Annotated in this window: 6 protein-coding genes; 2 read left to right on the top strand and 4 right to left on the bottom strand. The window is 68.3% G+C overall.

Features of this window, described 5'->3' with window-relative positions:
- The first annotated feature begins 72 nt into the window (after positions 1-72).
- Together OHA19_RS34265 and OHA19_RS34260 are read left to right on the top strand one after the other, a co-directional pair.
- Positions 73-7956, top strand: coding sequence for an amino acid adenylation domain-containing protein (locus OHA19_RS34265; RefSeq protein ID WP_405752751.1), 7884 nt, complete (start codon positions 73-75; stop codon positions 7954-7956).
- Positions 7953-11942 carry an amino acid adenylation domain-containing protein gene (locus OHA19_RS34260; RefSeq protein ID WP_405710249.1) on the top strand — a complete coding sequence of 1330 codons (3990 nt, stop codon included), beginning with the start codon at positions 7953-7955 and terminating at the stop codon, positions 11940-11942. Before OHA19_RS34265 ends, OHA19_RS34260 begins: the two co-directional genes overlap by 4 nt.
- Positions 11943-12236: 294 nt before the next feature.
- On the opposite strand, the gene sbnB is transcribed toward OHA19_RS34260, so the two are convergent.
- Genes sbnB through OHA19_RS34240 form a run of 4 tightly spaced genes read right to left on the bottom strand, consistent with a single transcriptional unit; the run spans position 12237 to position 16462 of the window.
- On the bottom strand, positions 12237-13244 hold the full coding sequence (gene sbnB, locus OHA19_RS34255) for a 2,3-diaminopropionate biosynthesis protein SbnB (protein ID WP_405710252.1): 1008 nt from the start codon (positions 13242-13244) through the stop codon (positions 12237-12239).
- A 40-nt stretch (positions 13245-13284) separates the two neighbouring features.
- Complete coding sequence (gene sbnA / locus OHA19_RS34250; RefSeq protein WP_329831196.1) at positions 13285-14232, bottom strand: 2,3-diaminopropionate biosynthesis protein SbnA; 948 nt, start codon at positions 14230-14232, stop codon at positions 13285-13287.
- Positions 14229-15449: a glutamate synthase-related protein gene (locus OHA19_RS34245; RefSeq protein WP_405710256.1), complete on the bottom strand. Its 1221-nt coding sequence runs from the start codon at positions 15447-15449 to the stop codon at positions 14229-14231. The genes sbnA and OHA19_RS34245 overlap by 4 nt, the downstream gene beginning before the upstream one ends.
- Positions 15446-16462: an asparagine synthetase A gene (locus OHA19_RS34240; protein WP_229846290.1), complete on the bottom strand. Its 1017-nt coding sequence runs from the start codon at positions 16460-16462 to the stop codon at positions 15446-15448. The genes OHA19_RS34245 and OHA19_RS34240 overlap by 4 nt, the downstream gene beginning before the upstream one ends.
- Positions 16463-16497: the final 35 nt, after the last annotated feature.

The following is a 16497-nucleotide window of genomic DNA, read 5'->3' as shown; positions in this document are numbered from 1 at the left end:
CCACCCGCAGAGACCCGTTGTCCCCGCGCAGAGACCCGTTGCCCACCCGAAGAGCAGAGGACAGACATCATCATGGGCGAGAACTCGATCGAGGCACGGCTACTGTCCCGTATGCGACGGCACGCGGACGCGGACCGGATCGTACGTGCCGACAAGGACGCCGCCGGACCACTTCCGCTGTCGTTCGCACAGCAGCGGCTCTGGTTCCTGGACCGCCTGACCCCCGAGAGCGCCGACTACCTCGTGCCCACGGCGCTGCGGGTACGCGGCCTACTCGACGTCACCGCACTGGAGACGGCGCTGTCCGGCCTGGTGGCCCGGCACGAGGTGCTGCGGACGGCCTTCACAGCGGGCGACGACGGCACGCCGCACCAGGAGGTCAACGCGCCCTGGCCGGTCGACGTTTCGGTGCACGACCTGCGGGGCGAGGGAGACGCGGACGCCGAAGAACGAGCCCGTGAGGTGCTGCGCAGCGAAGCGAAGCGCCCCTTCGACCTCACGACGGGCCGGCCGCTGCGGACGGACGTCGTACGCCTTGCCGATGACAACCACTACCTGCTCCTGACGGCACATCACATCGTGTCGGACGGCTGGTCCTCCGGCATCCTGGCGCGCGAACTCCGTGAGCTGTACGCGGCGGCCCTGGCCGGGGGGCGCGAAGCGTCGCTCCCGGACCTTCCGGTGCAGTATGCGGACTTCGCCGTCTGGCAGCGCGACCAGCTCACGGGGCCGGCGCTGGAGCGGCAGCTCGGGTACTGGCGCGAGCGCCTCGCCCGTTCCACACCGTTGGAGCTGCCCACGGACCGTCAGCGCCCGGCGCACGCGAGTGGCGCCGGCGACGTGGTCACCTTCGAGGTAGCGGCCGAGGTCGCGGAGCGGTTGCGGGAGGCGGCGGGACGGCAGGGTGCGAGCCTGTTCATGGCGCTGCTGTCGTTGTTCCAGGTCGTGTTGGCACGCTATTGCCGCCAGGACGACATCGCGGTGGGAACCCCGATCGCGGGCCGCAACCGGGCCGAGATCGAGGATGTCGTCGGCTTCTTCGTCAACACATTGGTGATGCGGACCGACCTGTCCGGTGACCCGACCTTCGGCGAGCTGATCGACCGCGTCAAGGACACGGCCCTGGGGGCTTTCGACCACCAGGACCTGCCGTTCGAGCGGCTGGTGGAGGAGCTGGCGCCGGAACGGGATCTGTCGCGCAACCCGTTGTTCCAGACCATGTTCGTCCTTCAGGCGCCGGGGAGCGCGGACGGCGAGGCATGGCAGCTGGCGGGCGTGGACGTCGAGCCGGTCGAGATCGAGCGGGGTGTGGCCAAGTTCGACCTGACGCTGACCGTTGTCGAGTCGTCGGACGGCCTCCGAGCTGTGTTGGAGTATCGGACGGATCTGTTCGATCGGGCGAGGATCGAGCGGATGGCCGGCCATCTGGCCACACTCGCCGCCTCTGTGGCAGCTGCCCCTGACGCACGGTTGTCCGAGTTGAACATGCTGACGGCGCGGGAGCGGCAGGAGATCCTGGTCGACTGGAACGGGAGCACCGGCCCTTACCCCGACACGGCGACCATCCACTCACTCATCGAGGACCGCGTCACTACCGACCCGGATTCCATCGCCGTCACCCACGGCGCCGAGCAGTGGACCTACGCCCAGCTCAACGCCCGCGCCAACCAGCTCGCCCACCACCTGCGCACCACGGGCATCACCCCCGACACACTGATCGCGGTCTGCCTCGACCGCTCCCCCGAACTGATCGCCACCCTCCTCGGCATCCTCAAGGCCGGGGCAGCATTCGTACCCCTCGACCCGGACTACCCCACCGACCGCATCACCTACATGGTCGAAGACGCAGACGCACCCCTGATCATCACCAGTACACAGCACAGTGACCGCCTTCCGACCGGCACCCCGCGTCTTCTCGTCGACACCGAATGGCCCGACGCACCCATAGACAATCCCGTCCCGCTCGCCACACCCGACGACCTCGCCTACATCATCTACACCTCCGGCTCGACGGGCAGGCCGAAAGGTGTGGCCCTGGAACACCGGGGCGTCGTCAACTACCTCCACTGGTGCGACCAGAACTACCCCGTCGAGGAACCGGGCGGCATCGGCACCATCCTCTACTCCTCGGTCACCTTCGACCTCACCATCACCGCCCTCTTCCTCCCCCTCATCCAAGGCACCCAACTCGCCATCCCCCACACCCAGCCCGATCAGACCGCCTTCGACGCCGCCATCGACCTCATCCTCACCAACACCCCGATCAGCTTCCTCAAAGCAACCCCCTCCCACCTCGAAATCCTCGCCACCCACCTCAACACCCAAAACGCCACCCACCACATCACCACCATCGTCGCCGGCGGCGAAAACCTCACCCCCACCCTCGCCGCCCAACTCCTCGACACCAGCACCACCACAACCACCATCAGCAACGAATACGGCGCCACCGAAGGCTCCGTCGCCAACGTCATGAGCCTCACCACCACACCCGACCCCAACGGCCACACCACCACCCTCGGCCGCCCCATCACCAACACCACCACCTACGTCCTCGACCACCACAACCAACCCGCACCCATCGGCATCCCCGGACACGCCCTCCTCGGCGGCATCTGCCTCGCCCGCAACTACCACAACCGCACCGACCTCACCACCCAACGCTTCACCCCCAACCCCCTCCACACCCCCAACGACCCCCGCACCTACCACACCGGCGACCTCCTCACCTGGCGCCCCGACGGCACCCTCGAATTCATCGGCCGCATCGACAACCAAATCAAACTCCGCGGCTACCGCATCGAACTCGGCGAAATCGAAAACGCCCTCAACACCCACCCCCACATCCACACCACCACCATCACCCTCCGCGAAGACACCCCCGGCGACAAACGACTCACCGCCTACATCACCACCACCCCCGGAAGCAATCCGAACTCCGACGAACTACGCACCCACCTCCAACACCAGCTCCCCGACTACATGATCCCCGCCACCTACGTGACGCTGGACCAGCTACCCCTCACCCCCAACGGCAAAGTCGACACCAAAGCCCTCCCCGCCCCCGGAACACACCGCCCCGACCTCGCCACCACCTACACCACCCCCCGCACCAACACCGAACACGTCATCACCACCATCTGGTCCGACATCCTCGGCATCGACACCATCGGCATCCACGACAACTTCTTCGAGCTCGGCGGGCATTCGCTGCTCGCGATACGGGTGACGTCCCGGCTGCGGCAGCAGCTCGGCATCGACGTGCCGGTGCGCACTCTCTTCACCTCACCCACCCCGGCGACTCTGGCCGCGGCCATGCGCGAGCTGGCAACGGCCGATGAGGCGCCGCTCGTACCGGTCGACCGTACCGAAGGCTCTCTGCCGTTGTCCTTCGCCCAGCAACGGCTCTGGTTCCTCGATCAGTTGACGCCTGAAAGCGCCGAGTACCTGGTGCCCTTCGGCCTGCGCATCCGGGGTGAGCTGAACGTCGGCGCCTTGGGTGCAGCGTTCACGGCTCTGGTGGCCCGGCACGAGATCCTGCGGACCCGGTTCGTCACCGACGATTCCGGTCGCCCTTCGCAGATCGTGGACGCGCCGTGGTCGGTCACCCCGGTAGTGCACGATGTCCGGACCGTCGCCGCCCTTGAGGACAGGGAGCGCACCGCACAGGAGATCATGGGAGCGGAGGCGCGTCGCCCGTTCGAGCTGGACGGAGGACGGCTGCTGCGCGTGGACCTGGTGCGAGTCGCGGAGGACGACCAGTACCTCTTGATCACGCTGCACCACATCGTGTCGGACGGCTGGTCCTCCGGCATCCTGGCGCGCGAGCTGCGTGAACACTACGCGGCGGCCCTGGCCGGGCGCGAGGTGGCACTCCCGGTACTCACGGTGCAGTACGCGGACTTCGCCGTCTGGCAGCGGGAACAGCTCACCGGCGACTTCCTGGACGAGCAGTTGGCGTACTGGCGGGAGCGCCTGACCGGCGTTCCGGTGCTGGAACTGCCCACGGACCACGGGCGTCCTACCGAGCGCGAGGGCGCCGCGGGAGACAGTGTGCACTTCACCCTGCCGGCCGAGGTGGCGGAGCAGCTGCGGTCGACGGCGGGACGGCAGGGTGCGAGCCTGTTCATGGCGCTGCTGTCCCTGTTCCAGATCGTGCTGGCCCGCTACGGCCGCCAGGACGACATCGCGGTGGGCACCCCCATCGCGGGCCGCAACCGCGCCGAGACCGAAGACCTCATCGGCTTCTTCGTCAACACACTGGTGATGCGGACCGACCTGTCCGGTGACCCGACCTTCGGCGAGCTGATCGACCGCGTCAAGGACACGGCCCTGGGCGCGTACGACCACCAGGACCTGCCCTTCGAGCGGCTCGTCGACGAACTGGCCCCGAACCGCGACCTGTCCCGCAACCCGCTCTTCCAGACCTTGTTCGTTTTCCAGAACACTCCGGACGGGGACGCATGGAGCCTGCCCGACCTCGAAGTCGAGCAGGTCGGGGTGGGCGGCCAGGACGCGAAGTTCGACCTTCAGCTGACGGCGGCGGAGTCGGACGGTGAGGTGCTGGCGGCGCTGGAGTATCGGACGGATCTGTTCGATCGGGCGAGGATCGAGCGGATGGCCGGCCATCTGGCCACACTCGCCGCCTCTGTGGCAGCTGCCCCTGAAGCACGGTTGTCCGAGTTGAACATGCTGACGGCGCGGGAGCGGCAGGAGATCCTGGTCGACTGGAACGGGAGCACCGGCCCTTACCCCGACACGGCGACCATCCACTCACTCATCGAGGACCGCGTCACTACCGACCCGGATTCCATCGCCGTCACCCACGGCGCCGAGCAGTGGACCTACGCCCAGCTCAACGCCCGCGCCAACCAGCTCGCCCACCACCTGCGCACCACGGGCATCACCCCCGACACACTGATCGCGGTCTGCCTCGACCGCTCCCCCGAACTGATCGCCACCCTCCTCGGCATCCTCAAGGCCGGGGCAGCATTCGTACCCCTCGACCCGGACTACCCCACCGACCGCATCACCTACATGGTCGAAGACGCAGACGCACCCCTGATCATCACCAGTACACAGCACAGTGACCGCCTTCCGACCGGCACCCCGCGTCTTCTCGTCGACACCGAATGGCCCGACGCACCCATAGACAATCCCGTCCCGCTCGCCACACCCGACGACCTCGCCTACATCATCTACACCTCCGGCTCGACGGGCAGGCCGAAAGGTGTGGCCCTGGAACACCGGGGCGTCGTCAACTACCTCCACTGGTGCGACCAGAACTACCCCGTCGAGGAACCGGGCGGCATCGGCACCATCCTCTACTCCTCGGTCACCTTCGACCTCACCATCACCGCCCTCTTCCTCCCCCTCATCCAAGGCACCCAACTCGCCATCCCCCACACCCAGCCCGATCAGACCGCCTTCGACGCCGCCATCGACCTCATCCTCACCAACACCCCGATCAGCTTCCTCAAAGCAACCCCCTCCCACCTCGAAATCCTCGCCACCCACCTCAACACCCAAAACGCCACCCACCACATCACCACCATCGTCGCCGGCGGCGAAAACCTCACCCCCACCCTCGCCGCCCAACTCCTCGACACCAGCACCACCACAACCACCATCAGCAACGAATACGGCGCCACCGAAGGCTCCGTCGCCAACGTCATGAGCCTCACCACCACACCCGACCCCAACGGCCACACCACCACCCTCGGCCGCCCCATCACCAACACCACCACCTACGTCCTCGACCACCACAACCAACCCGCACCCATCGGCATCCCCGGACACGCCCTCCTCGGCGGCATCTGCCTCGCCCGCAACTACCACAACCGCACCGACCTCACCACCCAACGCTTCACCCCCAACCCCCTCCACACCCCCAACGACCCCCGCACCTACCACACCGGCGACCTCCTCACCTGGCGCCCCGACGGCACCCTCGAATTCATCGGCCGCATCGACAACCAAATCAAACTCCGCGGCTACCGCATCGAACTCGGCGAAATCGAAAACGCCCTCAACACCCACCCCCACATCCACACCACCACCATCACCCTCCGCGAAGACACCCCCGGCGACAAACGACTCACCGCCTACATCACCACCACCCCCGGGGCCACCACCCCCACCACACACGAACTACGCACCCACCTCCAACACCAGCTCCCCAACTACATGATCCCCGCCACCTACGTGACGCTGGACCAGCTACCCCTCACCCCCAACGGCAAAGTCGACACCAAAGCCCTCCCCGCCCCCGGAACACACCGCCCCGACCTCGCCACCACCTACACCACCCCCCGCACCAACACCGAACGCACCCTCGCTTCGGTGTGGGGCGACATCCTCGGTATCGAGACCGTCGGTATCCACGACAACTTCTTCGAGCTCGGCGGCGACTCGATCATCAGTATCCAGATGATCGCCAGGGCGAAGAAGTTCGGCCTGCACCTCACCCCTCGCCTGATCTTCAAGCATCAGACCATCGCCGAGATCGCGGTCCACGCCGGCGCGACCACTCCGGTCGACGCGGAGCAGGGCCGCGTGGTGGGTGACGTGCCTCTGACGCCGATCCAGCACTGGTTCTTCGAGAAGGAACTGCCGGCCTTCGACCACTTCAACCAGGCCGAGCTGCTGGCCACCGACGCTTTGGACCCCGATGTTCTCCGGCTGGCGCTCGCTGACCTGATCGAGCATCACGACGCCTTGCGTTTGCGGTGCGAAAGCGGTGAGGACGGCTGGCGACAGTATCTGGACGAGCCGGTGGACACCGGAATCCTCGACGTCCATGACCTGTCCGATGTCTCCGACAGCGACCTCGGCGCGGTGTCGCTCGGTATCGCGGAGGAGACGCAGCAGGGCCTCGACCTGGCAAAGGGACCGCTGATGCGGTGCGCCCTGCTGGAGCTGGGAGCGGCGCGGGGGCAGCGGTTGCTCATCGCCGTACACCACTTGGCGGTCGACGGGGTCTCCTGGCGGATCCTCCTGGAGGACCTGGGGAGTTGCTACGAGCAGCGCGCCGTCGGCGGGGCACCACGTCTCCCCGCGAAGACGACATCCTTCCGGGCCTGGGCGGAACGGCTGCGCGGGTTCGCGACGTCGGACGCGGCAGATGCCGAGTTCGCGTACTGGGCGGAGGCGAAGCCCGGCGGGCGGGTTCCGCGCGACCGGGACGGACGGAACGACCTGGGCTCGGCGTCCACCGTCGCTGTGGCCCTCACCCCTGAGGAGACGCGCGCCCTGCTGCGGGACGTGCCCCGCGCCTTCAACACGCGGATCAACGACGCGCTCCTCACCGCTCTCGCCCACGCGCTGAGAGACTGGACCGGTGACGACGAGACGCTGATCGGTCTGGAGGGGCACGGCCGCGAGGATCTCTTCCCCGACGTGGACGTGTCGCGAACCGTCGGGTGGTTCACGTCCGTGTTCCCCGTCGCGCTGCGGCTGGCGCCCGGCGCCGAACCGCTCGCTTCGCTCGACTCCGTCAAGGAGCAGTTGGGCCGGATCCCGAACAACGGCGTCGGCTACGGCATCCTGCGCTACCTCGGGGCGCCCGAGGTGGCGTCCGTTCTGGGCGAACAGCCGGTCCCTGAGGTCAACTTCAATTACCTGGGACAGTTCGCCCGGGACCTTCCGGGCATCGGGCAGTACGCCCCTGCGAACGAGCCCAAGGGACACTCGATCAGCCCTGACGGCATGCGCTGGAACGTCCTCGACGTGACCGCGGCCGTCGAGGGCGACACGTTCGGGGTGTACATCGGCTATTCGGCCGCGCTGCACGACCGGCAGACCGTCGAGCGACTGGGTGACGGAATGATCAACCACCTGCGCGGGCTGATCGCCGGCAGCGCCGAAGGCCCCGCCGACTCCCGGACCACCCCGGGCATCCCCCTCACCGACGTCGGTGACACCGACATGGCCGCGATCCTGAAGAGGTTCTCGATATGAGCACGCACAACGTGGAAGACGTCTACGGGCTCTCGCCCCTGCAGTTCGGGATGCTCTTCCACTCACTGGAGGACACGTCCGACACCCGGCCGTACATGGTGCAGATGACGGAAGAGGTCGAAGGTGCCTTCGACGAAGCGCTGTTCGCACAGGCGTGGCAGCAACTCGTCGACCGGCACTCGATCCTGCGCAGCGCGTTCGTGTGGGAGGGCGTGTCGGAACCCGTGCAGGTGGTGCAGCGCAAGGCCCCCGTTCCGTTCGCGGTGCGGGACCTGCGCGGCCTGCCCGACCAGGAACAGCGGCTGGATGCCTTCCTGGCGGAGGACTGGGAGCGCGGCTTCGACCTTTCCCGGGCGCCGCTGGTGCGGGTGACTGTGCTGCGGACGGCGGAGGAACGGCGCTTCGTCGTGTGGTCGTTCCACCACATCCTGCTGGACGGATGGAGCGTGCAGATCCTCCAGAAGGAGTTGTTCGCCCTCTACCGCAGGCTGCTCGACGGTACACCGGCCGCGCTGCCGCCGACCGTGCCGTACCGTCGCTACATCGAGTGGCTCAATGCCCAACGGGGCGATGCCTCGGCGGACTTCTGGACGAACTATCTGGCGGGGATCACCGAGCCGACCGACCTGCACGTGGACCGGGACACCGGGGACACAGGTGTCGGGGAGTTCGAGGTGCACGCCTCCCCCGACCTGTTCGCGCAGGCTCGCGACTACGCCAGGTCCCAGCGGATCACGATGAACACTCTGGTGCAGGGGCTGTGGTCGATCCTGCTCTCCCGGTACAGCCGCCGCGACGAGGTACTGTTCGGCTCGACCATCTCGGGCCGCTCGATCGCGCTGCCGGGCGTGGACTCGATGATGGGGTTGTTCATCAACACGCTTCCGGTGCGAGGCCGGCTCACGGGTGAGCTGGGGGTCTCGGACTGGCTGCGGGATCTTCAGGACGAGCAGTTGGAGATGCGGCAGTGGGAGTACTGCCACCTGGTCGATGTACAGAAGAACAGCAGCATCCCCCGGGGGGAGCCGCTGTTCCGGTCCATCCTGGTCTTCGAGAACTACCCGGTGGTCCAGAAGCCGTCGGACTTCCCCGAGGGGCTGACCCGGCGCCTGGTCAACTGCGTGGAGCGCACGGGCTATCCGCTCACGCTGGTCGCTTCGGCGGGGCGTGCCCTGGAGTTCCGGTTCGTGTACGACCGGAACCGGTTCGACGCGGCGACGATCGAGCGGATGGCCGGCCACCTCCGGACCCTGCTGGAGTCCGTCGTAGCAGCTCCCGAAGGGCGTATCGGCGAGTTGAACATGCTGACGGCGCGGGAGCGGCAGGAGATCCTGGTCGACTGGAACGGGAGCACCGGCCCTTACCCCGACACGGCGACCATCCACTCACTCATCGAGGACCGCGTCACTACCGACCCGGATTCCATCGCCGTCACCCACGGCGCCGAGCAGTGGACCTACGCCCAGCTCAACGCCCGCGCCAACCAGCTCGCCCACCACCTGCGCACCACGGGCATCACCCCCGACACACTGATCGCGGTCTGCCTCGACCGCTCCCCCGAACTGATCGCCACCCTCCTCGGCATCCTCAAGGCCGGGGCAGCATTCGTACCCCTCGACCCGGACTACCCCACCGACCGCATCACCTACATGGTCGAAGACGCAGACGCACCCCTGATCATCACCAGTACACAGCACAGTGACCGCCTTCCGACCGGCACCCCGCGTCTTCTCGTCGACACCGAATGGCCCGACGCACCCATAGACAATCCCGTCCCGCTCGCCACACCCGACGACCTCGCCTACATCATCTACACCTCCGGCTCGACGGGCAGGCCGAAAGGTGTGGCCCTGGAACACCGGGGCGTCGTCAACTACCTCCACTGGTGCGACCAGAACTACCCCGTCGAGGAACCGGGCGGCATCGGCACCATCCTCTACTCCTCGGTCACCTTCGACCTCACCATCACCGCCCTCTTCCTCCCCCTCATCCAAGGCACCCAACTCGCCATCCCCCACACCCAGCCCGATCAGACCGCCTTCGACGCCGCCATCGACCTCATCCTCACCAACACCCCGATCAGCTTCCTCAAAGCAACCCCCTCCCACCTCGAAATCCTCGCCACCCACCTCAACACCCAAAACGCCACCCACCACATCACCACCATCGTCGCCGGCGGCGAAAACCTCACCCCCACCCTCGCCGCCCAACTCCTCGACACCAGCACCACCACAACCACCATCAGCAACGAATACGGCGCCACCGAAGGCTCCGTCGCCAACGTCATGAGCCTCACCACCACACCCGACCCCAACGGCCACACCACCACCCTCGGCCGCCCCATCACCAACACCACCACCTACGTCCTCGACCACCACAACCAACCCGCACCCATCGGCATCCCCGGACACGCCCTCCTCGGCGGCATCTGCCTCGCCCGCAACTACCACAACCGCACCGACCTCACCACCCAACGCTTCACCCCCAACCCCCTCCACACCCCCAACGACCCCCGCACCTACCACACCGGCGACCTCCTCACCTGGCGCCCCGACGGCACCCTCGAATTCATCGGCCGCATCGACAACCAAATCAAACTCCGCGGCTACCGCATCGAACTCGGCGAAATCGAAAACGCCCTCAACACCCACCCCCACATCCACACCACCACCATCACCCTCCGCGAAGACACCCCCGGCGACAAACGACTCACCGCCTACATCACCACCACCCCCGGAAGCAATCCGAACTCCGACGAACTACGCACCCACCTCCAACACCAGCTCCCCGACTACATGATCCCCGCCACCTACGTGACGCTGGACCAGCTACCCCTCACCCCCAACGGCAAAGTCGACACCAAAGCCCTCCCCGCCCCCGGAACGCACCGCCCCGACCTCGCCACCACCTACACCACCCCCCGCACCAACACCGAACACGTCATCACCACCATCTGGTCCGACATCCTCGGCATCGACACCATCGGCATCCACGACAACTTCTTCGAGCTCGGCGGGCAGTCCATCAGCGCGGTGCGCGTGGCCTCCCGGGTCCGGGAGGCGGGTCTGCCGATCGCCCTTCAGCAGATCATGCGGCATCCCACGGTGGCCGAACTGGCCGCCGTGCTGGACGCCCCGGAGACCGGGGCCGCCGGCGGACTGGTCGTACTCCTCTCGTCCGAAGCCGACCCCACTCTGCCCCGGCTGTTCTGCGTACACCCGGGCGGCGGGAGCACGCATCCGTACAAGGCGCTCGCCCAGCGCCTGGCCGGGGCGTTCACCGTGTACGGCATTCAGGCGCCGGGGCTGGACGCGAGCGAGTCGCCGCTCCTCGGCTTCGAGGCCATCGCGGACCGCTACTGGCGGGAGATCCGCCGGGTGCAGCCGGAGGGCCCGTGCACGATCCTCGGGTGGTCGACCGGTGCCGTGATCGCGCACGCGATGGGGGTGCGGGCCCCGCAGGCGGTGGCCGCGCTTCTCCTGCTGGAGCCGGCGGTGACCGGCGACGACCAGCAGGACCGGTTCCAGCGGCACGCAGAGGTGTACCGCCGGGTGAACGCCTTGTGGCAGCGGGGTCAGGACGAGTCCGGTGTCCAGCGCGCGTGTACCGAAGGGGAGATGAAGCGCCTGGCCCCGGAAATGAATATCGAGGAAGCCGCGATCACGCTGGACGAGTGGTTGCCCTACTCGGTGCTGGAGACCGAGGTGCGCTCGCTCGCCGCCTACCGGCCCGTGAGGTCGGCGGCCCCGGCAACGCTGTTTGTCAGCGACACTGTGCGCGAAGGCAGCGGCGACGAGGTGCCGCAGGCGCGGTACATCACGCACTGGCGCGAGCTCTACCCGATGGGTCTGGACATCCGTCCGATGCCGGGTCGCCACATGGAGATGGTCAAGGGTGAGGAGCAACTGTCCGTGCTGGTCGCCGTGGTGCGAGAGGTCGTGACGGACGGCTTCGGCCGGGAGGCGGGGCTACTGCTGCCGGTCTGACGGCTATCACGCCGCCCGAAACCGCCCTCCGCTCGTGCGGGGGGCGGCTGCCCGTTGTCAGGGGCGACGCCGACGGTTTCCGGTGAGGGGCCTGCCGAACGCGGCAGGCCCCTCACCATTGCAGGCCTCCTCATCGGGTGCGGGCCCGTGTTCGTGTGCAGGCCCCTCACCCGATGCCGTCCGCGCCGCCGGCGGCGCGGCCCATACCGAACGCACCGGCCCCGGGCTCCCTCCGCGTACTGCGGGAGGAGCCCGGGGCCGGGGCGAGACGTCGACTGCGACGGTCTGGTCAGCTCACCACCGTGTCAGCTCCGGGAAGAAGCCGGGAACTTCGGTGGCACGGCCGCTTTCCAGGGCTGTCCGGTAGATGTGGCAGCCGACCGCCAGGTCCAGGACGCCGAGGCCGAACGGCGAGAAGACGATGGGGCGGTCCCGGTCGAGGATGACCTTGCCGCGCAGGACGTCGGCGAGGGTGCCGTCGATGAAGTCGCGGGTACCGTACTCCGTCTCGGTGAGGTGGGGTGAGGTCTGAGCGGTGAGGCAGTGGTCGATGTCGTCGAGGACGTTGTGGCACTTGATCATGACTGTGGGGTGGATGTCGCGCAGGGACAGGTTCAGGATGAGCTGGTCCGGAAGCAGGGGCTGGCCGTCCGCCAGCCACGGCGCCGGCGCGGTGGTCGCGAGGACCACCAGGTCGGCGGTGGCCAGGGCCGCGTCGATCTCGGAGACCGCTCTGGTCTGCCACCCGTGGGCTTCGGCCGCGTAGGTGGCGAACTTCTCGGCGTACGAGTCCACATGGTCGTGGACGAGACACTCGCCGACGTTGAGTCCACGGGCCGCGAGGAAGTCGGAGACCGTACGGCCGATGACGCCGGCGCCGACGAAGAGCACCGTGCGGGGCGCGTCGTCGGGGGCCAGGGTCTCCACGGCGAGTGCGGCGGAGGCCGCCGTACGGGCGGCGCTGATGCGGGACGCCTCCAGGCAGGCGAACGGGTATCCGGTCTCGGCGTCGTTGAGGAGCAGGACCGCGGAGGCGCGGGGCAGGTTCTGCCGTACGTTCTCCGGGTAGCTGGCGATCCACTTCAGGCCGGAGACCGGTGCCTCGCCGCCCAGGTGGGCGGGGAGGGCGATGATGCGGGCGCCGGGGTTCTCGGGGAAACGCAGGAAGTAGCTGTCGGGGTTCACGGTGTCGCCGCGGCTGTGCTGGAGGTAGGTGTCCCGCACGATCTCCAGGATCTCGGACGGTGCGGAGGTGATGACGTCTCGGGCGACGGCGCCATCTATCACATGAAAAGCAGACATCGGCATTCCCTTTCGCGGGCGGGGCGCGGGGCGGTGGTGGTCACGCGAGGACACCGAGGTGTTCTTCCACCCAGGCGTCGTTGTAGACCGTGCCGAGGTAGCGCTCGCCCAGGTCGGGTGAGATCGCGGCGATACGGGAGCCGGCGGGGAACGCGTCGGCGTACTGGCGGATCGCGGCCAGGACGGATCCGGTGGAGCCTCCGACCAGGAGGCCGTGAGTGCGGGCGAGCAGTCGGCACTCGTGGACCGCGTTCTCCTCGGCGACGAGCACGACGTCGTCGGCAAGGCCGGGTTCGAAGAGCTCGGGGACGCGGCTGGCGCCGATTCCGGGGATGAGGCGGGGTCCGGGCGGTGCCCCGAAGATGACAGAGCCGACGGCGTCCACGGCGACGATCCGGGTGTCCGGGGAGAACTCGCGCAGGTACCGCGAGCAGCCGACGAACGTGCCGGTGGAGCCCGCGCCGACGAACAGGTAGTCGATCTGCTGGAGCTCCTTGAGCAGGGCGCGCGCGGTCTGCTCGTAGTGGGCGCGGGGGTTGGCCGGGTTGGCGTACTGGTTGAGCCACACCATGGCGGGGTCGGCCTCGACGCGGCGCCGGATGTGGGCGATGCGGGACTGGAGGAAGCCGCCGTTGGCGTCGACGGTGTCCACGACGACGACCTCGGCGCCGAGGGCGCGCATGTGGTCGATGCTGGTTGCGTTGGTGTTGGGGTCGACCACGCAGGTGAAGGCGTATCCCTTGGTGGCGCAGATGGAGCTGAGGGCGATGCCGAGGTTCCCGGAGGATGATTCGATGACGCGGGCTCCGGGGGTGAGTACGCCACGGTGCTCGGCGGTCTCGACCAGGCTCAGTGCCGTCTTGAGCTTGACGGAGCCGGCCGGGTTGAGCCCCTCGATCTTGAGGAAGACCTCGGCGCCCGGTGCCATCCGTGGCAGGCGGACGAAGAGGTCGTCGGTGACTATCTCGTACGTGTGCTCGTAGATCACGACTCGGGCCTCCACAGGTCCTCGGGGCCGGTCTCGTCCGCCGCGTATCTGCCGAGGGAGCTGACGGCCATGCGCATCTCCAGGGCCATGGCGTCCAGGAGGCGTTCGAGTCCGTGTACGGGGTCCTCGTCGGCGGCTACCAGCGCGGCGCGGCCGAGGCCGACGGCGCGGGCGCCGAGGGCGAGCAGTTTCACGGCGCGGATACCGTCCCAGACGCGTCCGCTGGCGAGCAGGGTGCGGCCGGCGGGTTCGACGCGGCGCAGGCACTCGGCCAGCGGCAGTCCGACATGGCCCAGGAAGCCGGTGGGGGCCCACCCGGTGCCGCCCTCGGCTCCGTCGACGGTGACGGCGTGGGCACCCGAATCCCAGGCGATGTCGGCGGCGTGGCCGACGTCCCTGCCGGGGAAGAGCTTCACCCAGCAGCGGGCGCGCGGGTAGTTGTTGCGCATGAGCTGGATCTGCCGGCGGAAGATCTCGTCGGTGAAGGTACCGGGGCTGGAGCAGCGCAGGACCGCTCCGCCGTCTGTGAGGCGTTCGACGGCGTACTGTCCTTCGAGGTCGGCGGCGACCGCCTCGCTGACCATGGTGAGGCCGCCGAGTCCTGGCTTGGCGCCCTGACCGACCTTCATCTCGAAGCCGAGGCGGCCCGAGGCGAGGAGTCCTGAAACGGCGGAGTCGCTGTAGACGTGGTTCCAGACCTCGGAGTCGGCGTCCTCGGTGCTCTGCTGGACGCAGAGGCCGCCGACGCCGTCGGGCAGTTCCTCGCAGTAGGCGAGGATGCGTTCCAGCAGTCCCTTGCGGTGGTCGTCGCCGCTGCTGCGGAAGCCGTTCATCGGGGCGACGTTCTCCCCGATGACCATGGGGATGCCGAGGCGCCCGGCCTGGCGGCTGAGGGCGAGGCTGGTACCGGCGACGCGGGTGGAGCCAAGGGCCGACACGTACACCGGCAGCGGGGCGTCGAAGCCGCCGAGGCCGGTGGTGAGGCGGACGTCGGAGTAGAGGGGCTCGCGCCCGAGTTCGACGAGCTGGGCGAGGCGGCCGGGCATGAAGACAGGCGGCGCCAGGCGCAGGGCGTCGATCTCGTCGCCCGGCTCGCGCGTCCCGCCGAAGACGGCGGTGCCGTAGCTGTCGAGGGGCGGGAAGACGGCGGCGGATCCGTCGCGGGCACGGGCGCGGATGGCGTCCTCGGGCAGGCCGGGTGCGGTCAGGTACGTCACGGGGACACGACCCCCGCGAGCTTGGGGAAGGCGGTCGCCTGCCATACGGAGTCGAGGCCGGCGACCCAGCGGGTGAGGCGTTCCAGGCCGATGCCGAAGCCCCCGCTCCGGGGAATGCCGTGCCGGGCGACATCGAGGTACCAGGCGTACTTGGCGGGGTTCTCGCCGGTCTCCCGCATCCGGGTGACCAGGGCGGCGTATTCACTCTCGCGCTCGCTGCCGCTGCACAGTTCACCGCAGGACTCGGGTGCGATCAGGTCGAAGTTGAGCAGGGTGCCGGGCTCGGCCGGGCTCTCCTTGTCGTAGAAGCCGCGAGAGCCCTTGGGGTAGCCGACGACGAAGAACGGGGCTTCGGCCTGGCGGGAGACGCGCTCCTCGGCCTCCCACTCGATCTCCGTGCCTTCGGCCTGCGGGTAGCCGTCGCGGCGCAGCCGCTCGACGACCTCGCCGTGCGGCACACGGGCGAACGGCCGGGCGACGAACCGGCGCAGGGTGTCGGGATCGCGGCCCAGTACGGCGAGTTCGGCGCCGCACTCGTCGGCGACGGTGGTGACCGCATGGCGGACGAGACCCTCGGCGATGTCCATGGCGTCGTCGCGGGTGGCGCCCGCGTACTCGACGTCGATCTGCCGGAACTCGGCGAGGTGACGGTTGGTCGTGCTGGTCTCCACCGGTTCCAGGCGGACGTTGGGCGCGATGAGGAAGATGCGGTCGTACGCCAGCAGGGACGCCTGCTTGTAGAGGATGGCGCTGGTCATCAGCTTGTAGCGGTGGCCGTAGAAGTCGACGTCGACCTGCTTGGCGCCGCGCGAGCCGGGGTCGGTGACGGGACCGATGATCGGGTGGGCCATTTCCACCGCGTCATCGGCACGCAGGTAGGCGCGGGCACCCGCGACCAGGGCCTGCTGGACGCGTAGGGCCGCCCTGGTGCGCGGGTCACGCAGGTGTTCCAGCGGCGAGGGCAGGGCGGGAGCGGCGGCGAACGCCAGGGAATGATCGATCTGGAGTGTCATGTCGGTCCTTGTCCGGTCGACGTACGGTTCACTGG

The sequence above is a fragment of the Streptomyces sp. NBC_00012 genome (assembly GCF_045040875.1).
Lineage (GTDB): Bacteria > Actinomycetota > Actinomycetes > Streptomycetales > Streptomycetaceae > Streptomyces.
The sequence above is the reverse complement of the archived record's forward strand: the minus strand, read 5'-3'. Positions and strand labels throughout refer to the sequence as shown.

What these genes read in the sequence shown, in the direction of transcription:
- OHA19_RS34265 (WP_405752751.1), top strand. Translation starts at nt 73, where the DNA reads ATGGGCGAGAACTCGATCGAGGCACGGCTACTGTCCCGTATGCGACGG.
- OHA19_RS34260 (WP_405710249.1), top strand. Translation starts at nt 7,953, where the DNA reads ATGAGCACGCACAACGTGGAAGACGTCTACGGGCTCTCGCCCCTGCAG.
- sbnB (WP_405710252.1), bottom strand. Translation starts at nt 13,244, where the DNA reads ATGTCTGCTTTTCATGTGATAGATGGCGCCGTCGCCCGAGACGTCATC.
- OHA19_RS34240 (WP_229846290.1), bottom strand. Translation starts at nt 16,462, where the DNA reads ATGACACTCCAGATCGATCATTCCCTGGCGTTCGCCGCCGCTCCCGCC.